This window comes from Subtercola sp. PAMC28395, from assembly GCF_018889995.1.
GTDB lineage: Bacteria > Actinomycetota > Actinomycetes > Actinomycetales > Microbacteriaceae > Subtercola.
On the sequence record NZ_CP076547.1, the window covers coordinates 2,355,155 to 2,373,058 of the forward strand.

Below are 17,904 nucleotides of genomic sequence, written 5' to 3' on the forward strand. Positions count from 1 at the left end.
TCACGCTACCGATGAGTACGCGACGATGCCGCGCTTCACCAGATCGAGTGCCAGTCTCGCCGTGGTCGCAACCTTGGCGTCTGACAGATTCTGCAGTTGATCGAGCAGATCGATGGTCTGCTTGGTCCATCGTACAAAGTCTCCTGCGGCCAGGTCGGCGTCGAAGAGCACGGTATCGAGGCTGGCCCCGCGAGCCCACTCGTGCATGGGCTTGGCCAGCCCGACGGAGATCGGTGACGTGCCGGGAAGGCGATGGTGGGCTTCGAGCTCCTGCAGATCGGCCCACAACTCCTGGGTCTTCTCGAGCGCGCCCCGGAAGGGCCCGCGTGGCAGAAACCGCTCCGGCATGTCGCTCTCATCGCGACGGGGTTCGTAGATCAGCGAGCACGCCAGCGCCGCGAGCCCTGCAGGGTCGAGGTTCGCCCAGACCCCCCGGCGGATGCACTCGGCCACCAGAAGGTCACGTTCGCCGTAGATGCGTTTCAGCGTCTTGCCCGTCGGCGTGAGAGTGAGTTCGCCCTGCGGGTCTGACTGCACGTATTCCAGCTGCAGCAACACCTCGCAGATGCGGTCGAAGACCTTGGCAATGGCCCCCGTTCGATTGTTGATCTGGGCGACGAGCTGGTCGGTCTCGCGTTTCAGGCGGTACCAGCGCTCAGCCCAGCGGGCATGGCCCTCCCTGTCGGGGCAGTGCGAGACCGGGTGCGACTTCATTCGTCGGCGAAGCTCGGTGATCTTCTTCTGGCGGCTGTCGCGTTCAGCCCTCGACTGCGTGTCGGCCCTGCCCGCGCCCGAGCGCTCGACGTCGCTGAGCTCCCGCCGAAGTGCGGCGTACCCGGCGAAGTCACCCAGATGGCAGGTCATCGACTTCTCGTAGCCGGCGAGCGACTCCTCGTGTTGCCTGACCTTGTGTGCAAGGTCGACCACCGCTCGGTCGGCCTGGAACTGCGCGAACGACAGCTCGAGCGAATCGCGCGTGCGGGCCCGACCGAACTGGTCGATGAGGTTCACGGCCATGTTGTAGGTGGGTCGAAAGCTCGAATTGAGCGGGTACGTGCGCCGGGAGGCGAGCGAGGCTACGGCCTGGGGGTCGACGCCATCACGCCACTGGATGACCGAATGGCCTTCGACGTCGATGCCTCTTCGCCCAGCCCGCCCGGTGAGCTGGGTGTACTCCCCCGGAGTGATGGGCACGCGCGCCTCACCGTTGTACTTCTCGAGGCTCTCGAGCACCACGGTGCGCGCCGGCATGTTGATGCCGAGCGCCAGCGTCTCTGTGGCGAATACGACCCGCACGAGCTTCTTCTGGAAGAGCTCCTCGACGACCTCCTTGAACGCCGGAAGCAGGCCGGCGTGATGTGCGGCCACTCCACGCTCGAGGCCCTCGAGCCACTCCCAGTAGCCGAGCACTGCAAGATCTTCGTCGAGAAGAGTGCGGCACCGTTCATCGACGATGTGGCGGATCTCCTCGCGCTCTTCATTCGTCGTGAGCCTGACTCCCGCGCGGAGAACCTGCTTCACGGCCTGGTCGCATCCGACGCGGCTGAAGATGAAGAAGATCGCTGGCAGGAGGTTGTGTTCGTCGAGCAGATCGGTCAGTTCGGCGCGATCCATGCGGGGTGCCTGGGTGTGCTGCGGGCGATGTGCGGAATTGCCGCTGCGACCCCGACGGTCATTCCTATTGCGAGACTGCGGTGCGCCGGTCGACCGGGCGATACGCATCAGCTCGGGGTTGACCCTGCTCGAGGTGGCTTCGCCGGTGCCGTCGAACAGGTCGAGCAGCTTGTGGCGCACGAGCATGTGCTGATCGAGCGGTACCGGCCGTTCCTCAGACACGATCACCTCGGTGTCACCGCGAACCGCCTGGAGCCAGTCTCCGAACTCCTCGGCATTCGACACGGTCGCACTCAGCGAGACGAGCCGCACGGAGGCAGGCAGGTGGATGATCACCTCTTCCCAGACGGCGCCCCGAAACCGGTCGGCGAGGTAGTGCACCTCGTCCATGACGACGAAGGCGAGGTTCGTGAGCAGATCTGATTCGGCGTAGAGCATGTTGCGCAGGACCTCGGTGGTCATGACCACGATGCGTGCCTGTGGATTGATGTTCGTGTCGCCCGTCAGGAGCCCGACTTCATCCGGACCGTATTCTGTGACGAATTCCTGGAACTTCTGGTTGCTGAGCGCCTTGATCGGCGCGGTGTAGAAGACCTTCGCTGATCGCTGTTTCATCGCCATGAAGACGGCGAACTCCGCCACGATGGTCTTGCCTGCGCCTGTCGGCGCGGCGACGAGCACGCTGTTCCCGGCCTCCAGCAACCGGCACGATTCGATCTGGAAGGGATCGAGGTCGAAGCCCAGTCCCTGCCGGAAATCATCGACGAGGGGGCCAGCGACCTTTGCCTTGCTGAGAGCGTACCGTTCGGCTGGCGAGAGTGTCTGCGGCCCGGAAGCACCGGCGACCGGCGCTCCCGGCACTACGGCACGACCAGTTCGGAGTCGAACTTCTGCTGGCGTTTCGCCACCCTGCGGTCATGGATCCAGGCGATGAGGGCTGCGCTGTAGAACAGGAAGATCATCGGAAGGGCGAGCAGGAACATCGAGAACACGTCTGCGGAGGGTGTTGCGATCGCACAGAACAGAATGATCACCAGGATGGCGATGCGCCAGGATTTCAGGATGGATTTCGAACTCAGGATGCCTGCGAAGTTCAGCAGCACGAGCAGAACGGGCAGCACGAACGCGACTCCGATGGCGACCACGAGTTTCAGAACGAAGGAGTAGTAGTCCCCGGCACTGATCAGGCTTGTCGTGCCCTGCGGCGCGAAGCCGGTAAGGAGCGAGACCATGTGGGGCAGGACGTACCACCCGGCCGCACACCCCGCGAGGAAGAGCGGAACGGAGGTGAGTACGAACCCCACGGCGTACTGCTTCTCTCTGCGGGTGAGCCCGGGTACCAGGAAAGCCCACAGCTGGTAGAGCCAGATCGGTGACGACACGACGATGCCGACGGTGATGGCGATCTGCAGTCGGAGATCGAATGCCTGGGAGACGTCGGTGAAGTTGAGCGAAGCCGCCCGGCCCTGGGAGTCGGTGATGGCACTGACGGGTGTGCTCAGGGCAACCAGTATCTGGTCGGAGATCAGCCAGCCGAGAACGGCACCGACCGCGATGGCCAGCAGCGCCCGGAACATGCGCTTGCGAAACTCGACGAGGTGGGCGCCGAGCGACATTCTGCCGTCGCGGTCTTTCGGGGCCTTCTTCTGTCGAGTCTTGGGCTCGATTGCCACGTCTCTGGGAAGGATGTCTTCTAGGAGTTGGGCTTTGCGTCTGTCGAAACGGGCGTAGCCGTGACGTCGACAGGGGTTGCAACAGGGGCCGGGTCGGCGATGGTCGAAGCGGCGGTTGCCGGGTCGGCGGCAGCTGCGGGATCGTCACTCTTCATCGTCTTGACTTCACTCTTGAAGATTCGCATGGACTGGCCGACGCTGCGTGCCAGGCCCGGAAGCTTCGGTGCACCGAAGAGAAGGAGCACGATTGCGAGAATGACGATCAGGTGCCATCCCTGGAGATTAGCGAGCATGGGGCCACGTCCTATTCCTGTAATCGGTTCGTATGAGGAGTTTACCCCTCTCGAGGGCATTCAGCCTCCGAAGTTGCCTCTTGTCGTCCCTGAGCTGGTTGTGAGCGTCCCGCTGTCGGGAGACGACCGGGTATCCCACCAGAATAGCGTTCTGGCTCGGGGACACCGAGAGCTGTTCGACGTTGTCCTGCACGCGGGCGATCTGTTCGCCGAGCTTCTCGAGTTCGCCCAGGGCGGTCATCGCTTTACGGAAGAGCCGGAAGGCGAAGAAGGCGAGCATGCCGAGGAGCCCGAGCACGAGAAGCACCCAGATGATCACCCACGCGTACCACGGCATGACTTCAGTTTAGAGGTAGCGCCCGCACTGTCGTCTCAGGCGATGAACTCGTCGCCATAGGCATGCAACGCCTCTTCTGCCCAGTCGTGAACCGCCTGCCTGGCCTCCGGGGGATCCACGATCCTCACGATGCCCGGCAAGCTGGTCACCAGACGCTTGAGCCCGTGCACATGGGCGACCCGCACCGTGGCCCTGACCAGAGCGCCCTGTTCGACCTGGGGTTCGCCATCGGCGAGGTATTCACCGAGCAGACTGACTGCGGCAGGGTGGATCTCGACGGTCACTCCGAGGGTCTCCCCCGACCCGTCGAAGAGTGTGTCTGGCAAGGCCAGGTCGCCCGGGCGATAGGTGTTCGGGATCTCGGTCTGGGTGAGGCCGAGCATCCGGTCAAGACGGAAGGTGCGCACACCCTGCCTGGTGTGGCACCAGCCACGCAGGTACCAGTCCTCATTGTTCGAGTCGATGCGCAGCGGATCGACGAGGCGACGTTCGTGTTCGCCTCGCGAGTTCACGTAGTCGAATTCGATCTGGCGACGTGCCGAGACGGCTGACTGGATGACGCCCAGGGTCTCATTGGCCTCCGACCGGGCGACTGCCACCTGGCTCGGCGCTTCGGAGGCGCCCCGTGAGAGTTTCGCCATCAACGACGAGTGCACGGTGCTGTCGAGGGTCTCCGGAAGCGCCTGCAGGTATTGCAGTCCCGCGATCAGGGCGGCAGCCTCCCTCGCGGAGAACCGCGGCGAATCGTCGAGAGCAACCCGGTGGGTGATGCGGATCTCGTCGTGGAGCTCGAAGTCGTCCCAGGCGATGTCGAACAGGTCTCCGTGCTGGTACTGGCTGGTCTCACCCGGCACTCCGGACACGGCGATCAGGCGAACGGATTCGCGTACCTGGGCCTCAGTGACCTGGAAATGGGACGCGACGTCGGTGACGGAGACGTGCTCGTGATCCAGCAGGAACGGCACCAGAGCGAGGAGGAAGGCGAGCTTGTCCTGGGCGTGGACGAACGACGTCGGGTCAGACGACTTCTTCTGCACGATCGCCACCTCCCTCTCGTAGACGATTCGTGTGGGTCGCGACGGTGAGCTGCAGCCTCTTTCGCACGGCAAGTCGGAGCTCGGGCGGCGAAACGACAAGGACCTCTGGTCCGAATCCGGCGAGTTCGTCGGCGAGCAGGTGCAGGTCTGTGAAGTGCAGACTCAACTCTGTCGGTGAGACCCGGGTGCTCCCCCGCCGCTTCATCAGTCGAGTCTCAGCATCGGAATCGGCCCGAGCCCGCACCACTGCCACGTTGGCCTCCCAGATCGCATCCAGTTGTTCGAGGGCCGTTTCGGCTGCGTGAGTCTCGTCGCTCTGGAACGGAATTCGGGTGCGCGTGACCGGCCCCACAATTCGCGAGAGCAGAAAGGTTCGCGGTTCCACGACGTCCTGGTCGATTCCCTGCACGTGCCACCGGCCCTGGTGCTGAACGAGTGCCAGCGGCGCCACGGTTCGTTCACGAGGTGCGAGGTCGCCAGGCTTGAGGTAGGCGAAACGCACCAACACCCGTCGGCCGAGCGCATCGGTCAGCGGATCGAATGCGGCCTCACGCGTCCTGATCCGTGGCGCGTAGCCGAGAACCGGTTCGATGGAGTCCACGCCGAGCGAGCGCAATTTGAGCAGGGCGTGCCGTGATTCGCGAGAGAGTGAGCCCTCACGCCAGGCCAGCGCGGCCAGATTGAGCAGCGTGATCTCTTCTGGGGAGAACGAGATGTCGGGCGGCAGGTCGTAGTCGCCCTTGGGGATCCGGTACCGCAGGTTGTGGTTGCTGCCGGGCTCATCCAGCGGTTCGATCGTCTCCAGGGGCACACCGAGTTCCCGGATGTCGTCCTTGTCGCGTTCGAACTGCCGTTCGAGACTGGAATTGTCGCCAGCAAAGGCGTACTTCTGCCGGTACCCCTGCACGCTCGACAGGATCTCGTTCTTGGTCAGCCCGGCTTCAGACGCCAGCAACGCGAGAACGAGGCTGAAGAGCCGTTCTTCGACGGGCACGGGCGACGCCCCTGCGTTTTCTGTGACCACACCTTGATTTTAGAGGGGCGAATGCACGGGGCCAGCCGATTGCGCCCTGAGCGCAGCCCGCGTGGCGCGCGTGCAGGCTGCGTTCGGCGGAGAAGTCGCGACGGCTACTTTGCGGCGGGGACGGCCAGAACGCCCAGTACGTCGACCACGTAGACGAGGGTCGAGTCAGCCGGGATTGTTCCGTCTGTCGAGCCGGTCGCACCGTATCCGGCGCTGGGAGGTACGAGGGTGATGTACTGCGAACCGACAGTCTGGCCGACCAGCGAGGGCACGATGGTCGTCGCGAGATCGGCGGTGGCAGAAGCCTTGACAGCCGTCGGGGCACCGTCTTGCCAGGTCGACTTCGCAACGGTCTTCGTGTCGGCCCAGATCACAGCCGTGTACTGCACGATGACCTGGTCTCCGTCTGCGACGGCGGCACCGTCACCCTTCTTGAGCACTGCTGTCTTCAACTCCGTCGGCTTCGGGCCGGAGGGAATCGTGATCCCGGGGCGGCCGTCTGGGCCGAGTGCGACGCTCGGGAACCCTGCCTGGGCCGGCTGCACGGCACCATTGGCGCGGCCCGGGTAGGCGTTGGTGATGTCGACCACCATCACGAGAGAGTCGGTCGGCCCGACCGAAGCCTGGGCGTTGCCGTTGGCTCCGAATCCATCAGCCGGCGGCATGGTGATCGCAACGCGGGAGCCGACGGTGGCGCAGGCGAGGCCCTTCTGGATTCCTGCCAGCCCGCTGGATGCGATCGGGAAGGAGGAGAAGGTCGAACCGTCGTATTTCGTCTTGGAGATCGTGGCGCCGGTGGTGCCGTTGAGCAGCGTGTAGTCGCCTGAAACGACGCCGTCACTCTGCAGCACTGCGCCGGTTCCCTGTGTGAGGATCGTGCGCTGGGTCTCAGCACCGGCCTCGAGAGGCGTACCGAAAGTGACCGTCGGTGCCTTGTCGAACTCGCCGGTAGCCGTGACGAGATTCGATGCAGACCCTGCGCTGGCCAGTGGGGTGCAGGAAGCAGCTGAACTGCCAGACGAGCTGCAACCGGCAACGGCGACGAGCAGGCCTGCGGCCACGATGAGCGCGACGGACTTACGCACGGATTCTCTTTTCACTTCGAAGACTGTGTGCTGTGGCGAACTTCAGCGGCCTCAGTCTAAATGATCGCCTGAAGCTGAACCTGCAGCTTCACCGGCAGCGGCCGCAACATCTGCATCGGGAGCTGTATCGGCATCGGAGACTGCCGCTGCACGCAATCGCCCGGCGGCACCGCTCGCGCTCGCCTGGCGTACCCGTTTGCGCAGTGACTTGGGGCTGATGCCGCGTTCGCCGAGAGCCCCCGGTGTCCACGCTTCGAGATCGTCGTCGGAGAAGTCGGACTTCGAGGCGCGGCGCTTGAGTTCGGGTAGGACGGAGCCGGGGGCGAGACGCCGGGCAGTGACCAGGAAGCCGGTGTGGCCGATCATCCGGTGGTCCGGCCTGACAGAGAGGCCTTCGACGTGCCAGGTGCGCACCATGGTCTCGCTGGGATCGGGGTTCGTGAAGAGGCCGGTGCTGCGGATGGTCTCGGTGACGCGCGAGAGCTGGGTGACGGTGGCGACGTAACAGAGAACGACTCCCCCCGGCTTCAGGGCGGCAGCGACGGCCTCGATGCACTCCCACGGAGCGAGCATGTCGAGAATCACGCGATCGACGGTGTGGTCTTCGTGGATCTCGGGCAACGCGTCGGTGAGGTCGCCGACGGTGATGCTCCAGTTGGCGGGGTCCGAGCCGGTGAAACCAGCGACGTTCTCGCGGGCGATGGTGGCGAATTCCTCGCGGCGTTCGAAGGATGAAAGGCGCCCGGTCGGCCCGAGTGCTCTGAGCAGCCACAGCGACAGTGCGCCGGAACCGACACCTGCCTCGACCACGGTCGCACCGGGGAAGACGTCTGCCTGTGCCAGGATCTGGGCTGCGTCTTTGGGGTAGATGATGGCTGCACCGCGGGGCATGGCCATGACGAAGTCGGTGAGCAGGGGACGGAGGGCCAGGTGTTCGACTCCGACGGAATTCTCGACGACAGAACCGTCGGGCAGCCCGATGAGGGCGTCGTGGTCGATGAATCCACGGTGGGTGTGGAAAACTCCGCCTGGCTCGAGGGTGATGCTGTTCAAACGGCCTTTCGGGCCGGTGATCTGCACGCGGTCGCCGGCGCGGAACTCGCCGCTGAACTGTGCGGTCATGAGGTGAACCGAGGGGTCATGGGAGGGGTCTCTCTGTGGTGCGCGGGGTGATTCAGTTCAGGGGCTGGGGCACCGGTTTCGCGGTGCTGGGCGAAGGCCTCGGCGATGTCGCCGGGTCCGCGGCCGAGGAGCGTCGGCCACAGAACGTGGGCAGGGCTGCCGTCGAGCGGAAGAAAGTGGGGAACGCCGATGGTCACGACGCCTGCGGCGGCAGCCGAAGTCACCCCGGTCGTGGAGTCTTCGATGGCAACGCAGTCCTCGGCTGCGACGCCGAGGGCGGCTGCGGCCGCCAGATAGGCCTCGGGGTGGGGTTTGGCATTCGTCACGCTGTCGCCAGAGATCACGACATCGAAGGCATCGAACGGGATGAACGCGCGCACGTGTTCGGCCATGCGGCCGATCGACATCGTCACCAACGCGGTGCGGATGCCCTGCTCCCGCAGCGCCTTCAGAAGCTCCATCGCACCGGGGCGCCAGGGCACACTGGCGCTGATCTGCTCCATGACACGCTCACTCAGCAGCGACACGATTGCATCTTCTGACATGTTCACGCCGTGCGCCTGCATCGCCTGCGCCGTGCGCCACAGCCCTGAGCCGACGAGGTCCAGCGCCTCCTCGTGCGTCCAGCTACCGCCGTGTGCTTCGATGAGGGCGGCCTGCGCGCTCATCCAATAGGGTTCTGTGTCGACGATGGTGCCATCCATGTCCCAGAGAACGGCGGCGGGATTCTGTGCAGTCACGGGATGCCAGCCTACCGTGCCCGGCGTTCTGGCCCTGAAGGGTGGTTCGCGGCCTATCCTTGATGCAACCCTCGCCCACACCTGAGGCGCGGCAACGATGTAGAGGTTTTCCACACGGTGGCAGAAAGCAAAGAATTCCTGACCGGGCGGCTGATGGTCGTCGCATTCGAGGGCTGGAACGATGCAGGTGAGGCGGCGACCGGTGCTGTTCAGATGCTGAAAGACCAGCTCGACCTCGTGTCCCTGGCCGAGATCGACTCCGAAGAATACTTCGACTATCAGTTCAACAGGCCGACCACGACGTTCGACGACGACGGCCAACGCGTTCTCGTCTGGCCCTCCGCTTCGATCTTCGGCCCCGGCAGTACCGACGAGACCCATTCCGACGCCGAATCCGGTTCCAATGGCGATAGTGAACCAGACGCCGAAAGCGAAACAGAAGCTGGTGCTGACAACGTCTATCTTCTGATCGGCACCGAACCCTCGCGCAACTGGAAGCAGTTCACCACCATGGTCCTCGACGTTGCGGTCGCCGCAGACGTCACCGGAATCGTCTTCCTCGGTGCGATGCTGGCCGATGTGCCTCACACCCGCCCCATCAGCGTCTATTCGACCTCAGAGAACGCGGCCGTCAGGACCGAGCTCGATCTCGAGCGAAGCGCTTACGAGGGCCCGGTGGGAATCCTGAGCGTCATCGCCGACGCGGCAGAGAAGCTCGGCATTCCGACCGTGAGTATGTGGGCATCTGTGCCGCACTACGTGCACAATGCACCGTCACCCAAAGCAACGCTCGCTCTCATTGAAAAACTCGAAGAACTGATCGACGTGACCATTCCGCGCGGTGACCTCGTCGATGAGGCAGTGGCCTGGCAGACCGGCATCGACGCGCTTGCCGGCGAAGACGAGGAGATGGCCACGTACATCCAGCAGCTCGAACAGGCACGTGACACCGTCGACTCTCCGGAGGCGAGCGGTGAGGCAATCGCTCAGGAATTCGAGCGTTACCTCCGCAAGCGTGGCGGCGACGGGCCGACGGCCAGCGGGCCGGGCGAGCCCTGGCGCTCGCGCGACTGACGTCATCCCTCGTTGACCAGGCTTCGCGAGGCCGTATCGAAACCCGCTGCAGCCGTGCCTCAGTGCACGCGGATGCCCAGCAGGGCATCCATCGCCTCGAAGACGAGCGCGGATGTCTCGTCGACCGAGCCGAAGTACTCGTCAAGCAGGGCGAGGGCGCCCGGGGTTCCCAGATCGTCTCTGAGGGCTGAGCGCAGGGCGGCGACCAAAGCGTCTGCCCTCTCGTCTTTCGGGCGATCTGGTTCGCCGGCGGCCGTAGGCACCGAGTATGCGGCCAGGCGCGCCCCGGCCTGGTCGAGGTCGGCGTCTGTGTATTCCCAGTCACTGCGGTAGTGGTGCGCGAGCAGGGCCAGGCGGATGACCCTGGTGTCGACCCCCGACTCCCGAAGCTTCGACACCAGCACGAGGTTACCGAGCGACTTGCTCATCTTCTCGCCCTGGTAGGCGACCATTCCACTGTGGGCATGGATGCTCGCAAACGGTTGCCCGGTCAACGCCGTCGCATGAGCCGCACTGTATTCGTGGTGCGGAAAGATGAGGTCGCTGCCACCGCCCTGAACGGCGAAGTCTGGGCCGAGGTGCTTCACCGCGATGACCGAACACTCGATGTGCCAGCCGGGCCGACCCGCGCCGATCGACTCGGGCGCAGGCCACTGCGGTTCATCCGCTCGGGCGACTCTCCACACCAGCGGGTCGAGAACGTGCCGCTTGCCCGGCCGGTCAGGGTCTCCCCCGCGCTGGGCGAAGAGTTCGAGCATGGTGGAGTGGTCGTAGCGGCTCTCGAGCCCCAGGAACCAGCTCGTCGCGTGCGCGGTCTGCTCCGAGTCGAAGTACAGGTCACGTGCACCGGGGTGCAGGGCATCCGGGGTCTCGACCTGGTAGGCAAAACCGAGACCGAGCAGCTCTGCCGCCGCAGCGGCGATGTCGTCGATGACGTCGGTCACCGCGACGTAGTTCTGCGGCGGAATGACGCGCAGGGCCGTCATATCGGCGCGAAAGAGGTCTGTCTGCGACTCGGCGAGCTCACGCCAGTCGACGCCGGTCGCGGTCGCCCGTTCGAGCAGAGGGTCGTCGATGTCGGTGACGTTCTGCGCGTAGTTCACGGTGTACCCCGCGTCGAGCCAGAGCCGGTTCAGCGTGTCGAACGCGAGGTAGGTCGAGGCGTGGCCGAGGTGGGTCGCGTCGTACGGAGTGATGCCGCAGACGTAGAGCCCGGCGACGCCGTCAGTCGCGCGCGCCTCGTCGACCGTACCGCTCGCCTGGTTGAAGATGTGAGGAACGGGGCCCGTGCCCCGAAGCGAAGGGACGTCAGGGCGAGGCCAGGAATGCACCTCTCCAGCCTAGCTCTGCAGTGGAGCCGCCTACGCCGCGATCGTGTTCGTGGCCAGCAGCACAATCAGCACAACACCGAGCGCGAGACGGTAGATCACGAAAGGCAGGAAGCTCCGGCGCGAGATGTAGTTCATGAAGAACGCGATGACGACGAGGCCGACGACGAACGAGACGATGGTCGCAACACCGGTTTCGACTCCGCCGAAGATCTCGGGCGTGCATCCGGACGCTGCGGCCACACAGGGGTCCTTGATCGTCTTGTAGAGCTGGAAGAAGCCGCTGCCGAACACCGCGGGCATGGCGAGGAGGAACGAGTACCGCGCTGCCGCTTTACGCTCGTAGCCCATGAACAGACCGGCCGTGATCGTGCCACCGGAGCGTGACACGCCGGGGATCAGAGCGAGGGCCTGGGCGAACCCGTAGATCACGCCGTGCGGATACGTGAGGTCTTTGAGCCGGCGCTTCTTTGCGCCCACCGCGTCGGCGACACCCAGGAGGATGCCGAAGAAGATCAGTGTGAATGCCACGATCCAGAGCGACCGGAGCACGGTTTCGATCTGGCTCTGGAAGAGCACCCCGAGAATCACGATCGGAAGACTGCCGATGATGATCAGCCAGCCCATCCGTGCGTCAGGGTCGTTCCGCGGAATGCGGCCGATGAGGGCCTGGAACCATTTCGAGACGATGCGCACCACATCGCGCCAGAAGAACACGAGAACCGCAGCCTCGGTGCCGAGCTGGATGATCGCGGTGAATGCAGCTCCAGGGTCGCCGCCCACGCCGATCAGTTCGCCCACGATCTTGATGTGGGCGCTCGAGGAGATGGGCAGGAACTCTGTCAGCCCCTGGACGAGGCCCAGGATGATCGCTTGAAGCAGTTGCATGGTTTCACTTTCGGTCGTGGCACCCCCATGGGCACGGCTGCGACGGTGTGGTGGCCTCCATGGGCACCGAATCAGACAGGTGTTCGGGCGGCATGCGAGCGATGAATTCCGCCGCGTTCGCGCCTACGTCAACGGAGCTGTGGCTCAGTACCGCAGCAACAGATCCGTCAGAACATCTGAGCCAAAGACTAGTGCGTCAAGCGGCACGCGCTCGTCAACGCCATGGAAGAGCGCCGGAAAATCGAGGTCGGCCGGCAACTGCAGGGGTGCGAATCCGAACCCGCGGATGCCGAGCAGGCTGAGGGCCTTGTTGTCGGTTCCGGCCGACAGAAGGTACGGCAGAACCTCCGCCCCCGGGTCGAATCGCTGAAGGCTCGAGACCATCTCGTCGACGAGCGGGCCCGTGAAATCGGTTTCGAGACCGACGTCCTGGTGAACGATCTCGATGTCGACGTGCTCGCCGGCGAGCTCGCGGATGCGGGCCATGACTTCGACCTCGTCGCCCGGCAGCACGCGCACATCGATCAGCGCCTCCGCACGGTCGGGGATCACGTTCGCCTTGTACCCGCCGTCCAGCAGTGTGGGGTTCGTCGTCGCGCGCAGGGTCGCCGAGATGAACCGCGAGGCCGTGCCGGTTGCGATCGCGAGTTCTTCGGCAGAGACACGCTGGGGGTCCTTGCCGAGTATGCGCGCGACGCTGTCGAGCAACTGCCGCGTCGTCTTCGTGAGCCGCACAGGCCACTCCTGGCTGCCGATGCGTGCCACGGCCCCGGCGAGTCGGGTGATCGCGTTCTCCGAGTTGATCTGCGATCCGTGACCGGCCCGGCCCCTGGCGACGAGCCTGATCCAGATCAGTGCCTTCTCGCCCGTCTGCACCAGGTAGGCGCGCTGGCCGTCGAGGTCGATCGAGTACCCACCCACTTCACTGATGGCCTCTGTCGCGCCTTCGAAGAGCTCCGGATGCTCGCGCACCAGATAGTGCGACCCATACACTCCCCCGGCCTCCTCGTCCGCGAAGAACGCCACGACCAGATCGCGGCCGGGTTGCCGGCCGGTTCCGACGATCTCACCGAGAGCCGTGAGGATCATCGCATCCATGTTCTTCATGTCTACGGCGCCGCGACCCCAGATCATTCCGTCGCGGATCTCGCCGCCGAACGGGTCGACACTCCAGTCTTCAGCGATGGCGGGAACAACGTCGAGGTGGCCGTGGACGACGAGGGCGGGAGCATCCGGGTTCGCACCCTCGATGCGGGTGACGACGCTCGTGCGGCCGGGAGCGGCGTCGAACAGTTGAGGTTTCAGCCCGAGAGCTTCGAGTTCGGCCTCGACATAGTGGGCAGCCTCAGTCTCTCCGTTCGACTTGCCATCACCGTAATTGCTGGTGTCGAAGCGGATCAGATCGCGGGTGAGGTGGGCCGTTCGGTCTATGCGGGTTTCACTCGAAGACGTCATGACTTCACGCTACCGGCAGTGGTCGGCTCTGCTCGCGTTTTCTGACGCTTGCGTTCGTGCTATCGTCTTACCTTGTCGCTGCGAGTGTTGCAGCGGTGAAACACACACCTGTCCGGGTGGCGGAAATGGTAGACGCGCTAGCTTGAGGTGCTAGTGCCTGTTATGGGCGTAGGGGTTCAAGTCCCCTTTCGGACACACTGGTTGAGACAGTGAAAGCTCGCGAAAGTGAGCGAACAGAACGGGATTGTGGCGTAATGCTGCGGTCCCGTTCTGTTTTTTGGTCAAGCTGGGGTAGGGTTAAACCTGAAGTTGCTGTGCCTCGCAGTTCTGAATGCTCGCGGCCAAGCCCCGTTGCCCATTGCGCTTGAAAGATGGATGACAGGCACCGCGCTATCAGGATCCGGCAGTCGGGTCCGAATAGAACGCTCCTGGAGGAGTTTTAACATGGCAATTGGTACCGTCAAATGGTTTAACGCTGAAAAAGGCTTCGGCTTCATCGCCCCCGAAGATGGCAGCCCCGACGTTTTCGCTCACTACTCGGCAATCGCCTCGAACGGCTACAAGTCGCTCGACGAGAACCAGCGTGTTGAGTTCGACGTAACCCAGGGCCCGAAGGGCCCCCAGGCTGAGAACATCCGCAGCCTGTAATATTGGCTGGTTTGATTCGCGAAGCGAATCAAACTTCGCTCGAATTTAGAAGCGTCACGCGCTTCTGAATTCGGAGATATCTCCAGAGAAAGCCCCGGCACTTGTGCCGGGGCTTTCTTCGTTTGGCGGAGACGTACTCGGGAGTGAGGTCGGGGATCGGGATTACGCTGGGGGGATGGTAGACGTGAGCGAGAAGCCGGGATCGAGCCCGGAGAGCCCCATTGACAACAGTGAGCCGTGGGTGAAGGCCCAGATCGACGAGTACCTGGCGACCGACGGTGAGAAGCCGACGTTCGCGCACGGCTCCCCGTTGCTGCTGCTGACCACCAAGGGGCGCAAGAGCGGTGAATGGCGACGCACCTGCCTCATCTTCGGTGAAGACGATGGTCGGCAGATCATCGTGGCGTCGCTGGGCGGCGCGCCCAAGCATCCGGTGTGGTATCTCAACCTGGAAGCACATCCCGAGGTACACCTGCAGGTCAAGGGCGAGTCCTTCCCCGGCATCGCGCGCACCGCCACAGCAGATGAGAAGCCCGCGCTCTGGGAGAAGATGGTGGAGATCTACCCCGACTACGCCGACTACCAGGAGAAGACCGACCGCGAGATCCCGATCGTCATCATCGACCGCGCCTGAGCTTCAGCCGGGTGGGTTCCTCAGAACCCGGTGGGGGTGTGCGGGGCGTACGGCACCGCCAGCGTCTCGAGCTCGGCGGCCGACAGCGTCAGGTCGACGGACGCGACGGCGTCGGCCAGGTGATGCGGCTTCGTGGCTCCGACGATGGGTGAGGTCACGGCTGGCTGCTGGCGCACCCAGGCGAGGGCGACCTGTGCGCGGGAGACCCCGAGGTTCGCCGCTACCTCACCGACAGCATCCGAGACCTGACGGTCGTTGTCTTCGGTGCCTTCATAGACTCGCGCGCTCACGTTGTCGGTGTCGTCGCGGAACGTCGACTCTCCCCACGGTCGGGTCAAGCGGCCGCGCGCCAGGGGGCTCCACGGCAGCACGCCGACACCCTGGTCTAGGCAGAACGGGTGCATCTCGCGTTCTTCTTCACGCTGGATCAGGTTGTAGTGATCCTGCATCGAGACGAAGCGCGTCCATCCGCCGAGGTCGGCCGTGTACTGCGCGTTGGCGAACTGCCAGGCGAACATGGATGATGCACCGATGTAGCGCGCCTTGCCGGCCTTCACCACGTCGTGCAGCGCCTCCATCGTCTCCTCGATGGGCACGCCCGGGTCCCAGCGGTGGATCTGGTAGAGGTCGACGTAGTCCGTTCCGAGCCGGCGCAGGCTCGCGTCGATCTGGTTCATGATGTGCACGCGGGACAACCCGCGACCGTTGGGCCCCGGGCGCATCGGGCCGTGGACCTTCGTCGCGATGACGACGTCTTCGCGTGTGGCGAAGTCGGCGAGGGCTCGGCCGACGATCTCCTCGCTGGTGCCGTCGGAATAGACGTTGGCCGTGTCGAAGGTGGTGATACCCGCTTCGAGGGCCTGCTTGATGAAGGGGCGGCTGGTCTCTTCGTCGAGAGTCCACTCGTGGTTGCCGCGCTGCGCCTCGCCGTAACTCATGCAGCCGAGCGTGATCGCCGACACCTCGAGGCCGCTGTTACCCAGTTTGAGATATTTCATACTCATTCCCTTCGAGAATACTTAAGTAAGAAAGATGAAATGTTCAGCAGTGCAAGGCCTACTGGTCAGGCACCGCGCTGCGTCACAAGGTTCCCCTCATCCATTTGCGAACTAGAGCTATTCGGGACTGTAATTGCGTCACACTCGCCTGCGCCACAGCCGGCCCACCGCAGACCCGCCGGAGCTCAGCGTGGATGAGTCCGTGCGGTTCGCCAGAGGTCTTCGACCAGATGCCGACGACGCTGTTCAGCAGCGACCGCTGTTCCTTCAGCGTGCGATACAGGGGTGCTGCCGGTGCGGCATCGGGGTTCTCCACCACCGGGGCGACGTAGCCGGGCTCTGTCTTGCGCCTGGCCTGTCGGTGCTGACGGTGTTGAAGCAGTTCGCGCACCTGGTCGGGCTCGAGCAGACCTGGGATTCCGATGAAATCGAGTTCTTCGTCACTGCCGACAATGGCTTCTGCCCCGAACTCGGTGTTCTCGTACATCACCCGGTCGAACGTCGCGTGCGAGGAGATCGCTTCGAAGCTGAACTCCTGCTGGAGGGCCTCAGAGGCCTTCTCCTGCCGGTTCGCGGCATCCATCATGTCTTCTTCGACCCGGAAGAGGTCGATCGCCGGGTCGCCGGTCTCGCGCCGGTCGAGGGCGTGGTCGCGCTCCAGCTCCATCGCGCCGGCCAGTGCCATCAGCGACGGCACGTTCGGCAGGAAGATCGACGCCAACTCACCCCGGCGACGCGCACGCACGAAACGACCGATGGCCTGGGCGAAGTAGAGCGGGGTCGCCGCAGAGGTCGCGTACACCCCCACCGCGAGTCGGGGAATGTCGACGCCCTCCGACACCATGCGCACCGCGACCATCCAGCGCCTGGTCGAGTTCGAGAACTCGTCGATGCGGTCGCTGGCCTCCTTCTCATCCGAGAGCACGATCGTCACGGGCTGGCCAGACAGGCCCTCGAGCAACTCGGCGTAGGCCCGGGCGGCATAGTGGTCTGTCGCAATGACGAGGCCCCCGGCATCCGGAATCGACTGTCGCACCTCGGTGAGCCGGCGGTCGGCGGCCCTGAGCACCGACGGGATCCAGTCACCCTTCGGGTCGAGTGCCGTGCGCCACGCCTGGGAGGTGATGTCTTTCGTGTTGCCCTCGCCGAGCCGGGCCTCCATCTCATCGCCCACACTCGAGCGCCAGCGCATGTGGCCGGCGTAGACCATGAAGAGCACCGGGCGAACCACGCCGTCGAGCAGTGCCCGCCCGTAACCGTAGTTGTAGTCGGTCTGCGATACCCGGATGCCGTGCTCGTCGGGCAGGTAGCTCACGAACGGGATGGGAGCCGTGTCGGAGCGGAACGGTGTGCCGGTGAGCGAGAGCCGTCGGGTCGCGGGCTCGAACGCCTCACGGATGGCGTCACCCCAGCTGAGAGCATCGCCGCCGTGGTGCACCTCGTCGAGAATGACGAGGGTTCGGCCAGAGAGCGTCAGGTCGCGATGCAGCTCGGCGCGCACGGCCACCTGTGCGTAGGTGACGGCGACACCGTGATAGTGCCTGCCGTGGCGGCCGTGGGCGTTCTTGAAGGTCGGGTCGAGTCGGATGCCCACCCGATCGGCCGCGTCTGCCCACTGTTTCTTCAGGTGCTCGGTCGGGGCGACCACGGTCACGCGATCAATGGTCTTGCGCGCCAGGAGCTCGGCCGCGAGGCGCAGTGCGAATGTCGTCTTGCCTGCTCCCGGGGTCGCCGCCGCGAGAAAATCACGCGGTTCGTGAACGAAGTAGGCGTCGAGTGCTTCTGTCTGCCAGGCCCGGAGTTTGGAGACCGTTCCCCAGGCGGCGCGCTCGGGGAACGACGGCGAGAGGTGCTGGGCCGCGCTGGTTCCGACAGGGTGTCCGGAGGAGAGAGGCAGAGTAGTCACTGGCCAGAACCTTACCCGCTCGACGACAGACACGCCCAGCCCAGCGAT

At 64.5% G+C, this 17,904-nt stretch carries 17 protein-coding genes and 1 tRNA gene; 4 read left to right on the forward strand and 14 right to left on the reverse strand.

The features are described from left to right. The 9 genes from KPL76_RS10885 to KPL76_RS10925 form a co-directional block, all read right to left on the reverse strand. Positions 1-2,475 carry an RNA helicase gene (locus KPL76_RS10885; protein WP_216333309.1) on the reverse strand — a complete coding sequence of 825 codons (2,475 nt, stop codon included), beginning with the start codon at positions 2,473-2,475 and terminating at the stop codon, positions 1-3. Continuing rightward, a complete protein-coding gene (gene tatC, locus KPL76_RS10890) occupies positions 2,475-3,287 on the reverse strand; it encodes a twin-arginine translocase subunit TatC (protein WP_371733894.1) in 813 nt (270 codons plus the stop codon). The genes KPL76_RS10885 and tatC overlap by 1 nt, the downstream gene beginning before the upstream one ends. 20 nt (positions 3,288-3,307) lie before the next feature. Further along, a complete protein-coding gene (gene tatA / locus KPL76_RS10895) occupies positions 3,308-3,580 on the reverse strand; it encodes a Sec-independent protein translocase subunit TatA (protein ID WP_216333311.1) in 273 nt (90 codons plus the stop codon). Then, positions 3,570-3,917, reverse strand: coding sequence for a hypothetical protein (locus KPL76_RS10900; protein WP_216333313.1), 348 nt, complete (start codon positions 3,915-3,917; stop codon positions 3,570-3,572). The genes tatA and KPL76_RS10900 overlap by 11 nt, the downstream gene beginning before the upstream one ends. A gap of 35 nt (positions 3,918-3,952) precedes the next feature. Further along, a complete protein-coding gene (locus tag KPL76_RS10905; RefSeq protein WP_216333315.1) occupies positions 3,953-4,954 on the reverse strand; it encodes a YafY family protein in 1,002 nt (333 codons plus the stop codon). Beyond that, on the reverse strand, positions 4,935-5,978 hold the full coding sequence (locus KPL76_RS10910) for a YafY family protein (RefSeq protein WP_216333317.1): 1,044 nt from the start codon (positions 5,976-5,978) through the stop codon (positions 4,935-4,937). Before KPL76_RS10910 ends, KPL76_RS10905 begins: the two co-directional genes overlap by 20 nt. Positions 5,979-6,082: 104 nt before the next feature. Next, positions 6,083-7,078 carry an FKBP-type peptidyl-prolyl cis-trans isomerase gene (locus tag KPL76_RS10915; protein WP_216333319.1) on the reverse strand — a complete coding sequence of 332 codons (996 nt, stop codon included), beginning with the start codon at positions 7,076-7,078 and terminating at the stop codon, positions 6,083-6,085. Between the two features lie 36 nt (positions 7,079-7,114). Next, entirely contained in the window at positions 7,115-8,185 is a 1,071-nt protein-coding gene (locus KPL76_RS10920; protein WP_216333321.1) for a tRNA (adenine-N1)-methyltransferase, read from the reverse strand. Further along, on the reverse strand, positions 8,182-8,925 hold the full coding sequence (locus KPL76_RS10925; RefSeq protein WP_216333323.1) for an HAD family phosphatase: 744 nt from the start codon (positions 8,923-8,925) through the stop codon (positions 8,182-8,184). Before KPL76_RS10925 ends, KPL76_RS10920 begins: the two co-directional genes overlap by 4 nt. Positions 8,926-9,042: 117 nt before the next feature. Between KPL76_RS10925 and KPL76_RS10930 the strand changes: the two genes are divergently transcribed. Then, positions 9,043-9,999, forward strand: a complete 957-nt coding sequence (locus KPL76_RS10930) for a PAC2 family protein (RefSeq protein ID WP_253202013.1) — start codon at positions 9,043-9,045, stop codon at positions 9,997-9,999. A 59-nt stretch (positions 10,000-10,058) separates the two neighbouring features. Here KPL76_RS10930 and mshC read toward each other — a convergent pair whose 3' ends face one another. The 3 genes from mshC to KPL76_RS10945 form a co-directional block, all read right to left on the reverse strand. After that, positions 10,059-11,330, reverse strand: a complete 1,272-nt coding sequence (gene mshC, locus KPL76_RS10935) for a cysteine--1-D-myo-inosityl 2-amino-2-deoxy-alpha-D-glucopyranoside ligase (protein WP_216333325.1) — start codon at positions 11,328-11,330, stop codon at positions 10,059-10,061. A gap of 30 nt (positions 11,331-11,360) precedes the next feature. Then, a complete protein-coding gene (locus KPL76_RS10940; protein ID WP_216333327.1) occupies positions 11,361-12,215 on the reverse strand; it encodes an undecaprenyl-diphosphate phosphatase in 855 nt (284 codons plus the stop codon). A gap of 144 nt (positions 12,216-12,359) precedes the next feature. Beyond that, positions 12,360-13,670, reverse strand: coding sequence for a M20/M25/M40 family metallo-hydrolase (locus KPL76_RS10945; RefSeq protein WP_216333329.1), 1,311 nt, complete (start codon positions 13,668-13,670; stop codon positions 12,360-12,362). A gap of 110 nt (positions 13,671-13,780) precedes the next feature. Between KPL76_RS10945 and KPL76_RS10950 the strand changes: the two genes are divergently transcribed. The 3 genes from KPL76_RS10950 to KPL76_RS10960 all read left to right on the forward strand — a co-directional run bounded on the left by KPL76_RS10950 (position 13,781) and on the right by KPL76_RS10960 (position 14,952). Continuing rightward, a tRNA-Leu gene (locus KPL76_RS10950) sits at positions 13,781-13,865 on the forward strand. 249 nt (positions 13,866-14,114) lie between these two features. After that, positions 14,115-14,318 carry a cold-shock protein gene (locus tag KPL76_RS10955; protein WP_104243768.1) on the forward strand — a complete coding sequence of 68 codons (204 nt, stop codon included), beginning with the start codon at positions 14,115-14,117 and terminating at the stop codon, positions 14,316-14,318. Between the two features lie 175 nt (positions 14,319-14,493). Further along, positions 14,494-14,952 (forward strand): nitroreductase family deazaflavin-dependent oxidoreductase, encoded by a 459-nt coding sequence (locus tag KPL76_RS10960; RefSeq protein ID WP_216333331.1) that lies wholly within the window; start codon positions 14,494-14,496, stop codon positions 14,950-14,952. A 20-nt stretch (positions 14,953-14,972) separates the two neighbouring features. On the opposite strand, the gene KPL76_RS10965 is transcribed toward KPL76_RS10960, so the two are convergent. Both KPL76_RS10965 and KPL76_RS10970 read right to left on the reverse strand, forming a co-directional pair. Then, complete coding sequence (locus tag KPL76_RS10965; RefSeq protein ID WP_216333333.1) at positions 14,973-15,950, reverse strand: aldo/keto reductase; 978 nt, start codon at positions 15,948-15,950, stop codon at positions 14,973-14,975. Positions 15,951-16,032: 82 nt separating this feature from the next. Further along, a complete protein-coding gene (locus tag KPL76_RS10970) occupies positions 16,033-17,856 on the reverse strand; it encodes a DEAD/DEAH box helicase (protein ID WP_216333335.1) in 1,824 nt (607 codons plus the stop codon). Between the last annotated feature and the right edge of the window lie 48 nt (positions 17,857-17,904).

Excerpts from the sequence above, each read along its gene's own strand:
- tatA (WP_216333311.1), bottom strand. The coding sequence starts at position 3,580 with ATGCTCGCTAATCTCCAGGGATGGCACCTGATCGTCATTCTCGCAATC.
- KPL76_RS10900 (WP_216333313.1), bottom strand. The coding sequence starts at position 3,917 with ATGCCGTGGTACGCGTGGGTGATCATCTGGGTGCTTCTCGTGCTCGGG.
- KPL76_RS10920 (WP_216333321.1), bottom strand. The coding sequence starts at position 8,185 with ATGACCGCACAGTTCAGCGGCGAGTTCCGCGCCGGCGACCGCGTGCAG.
- KPL76_RS10940 (WP_216333327.1), bottom strand. The coding sequence starts at position 12,215 with ATGCAACTGCTTCAAGCGATCATCCTGGGCCTCGTCCAGGGGCTGACA.
- KPL76_RS10945 (WP_216333329.1), bottom strand. The coding sequence starts at position 13,670 with ATGACGTCTTCGAGTGAAACCCGCATAGACCGAACGGCCCACCTCACC.
- KPL76_RS10955 (WP_104243768.1), top strand. The coding sequence starts at position 14,115 with ATGGCAATTGGTACCGTCAAATGGTTTAACGCTGAAAAAGGCTTCGGC.
- KPL76_RS10960 (WP_216333331.1), top strand. The coding sequence starts at position 14,494 with ATGGTAGACGTGAGCGAGAAGCCGGGATCGAGCCCGGAGAGCCCCATT.
- KPL76_RS10965 (WP_216333333.1), bottom strand. The coding sequence starts at position 15,950 with ATGAAATATCTCAAACTGGGTAACAGCGGCCTCGAGGTGTCGGCGATC.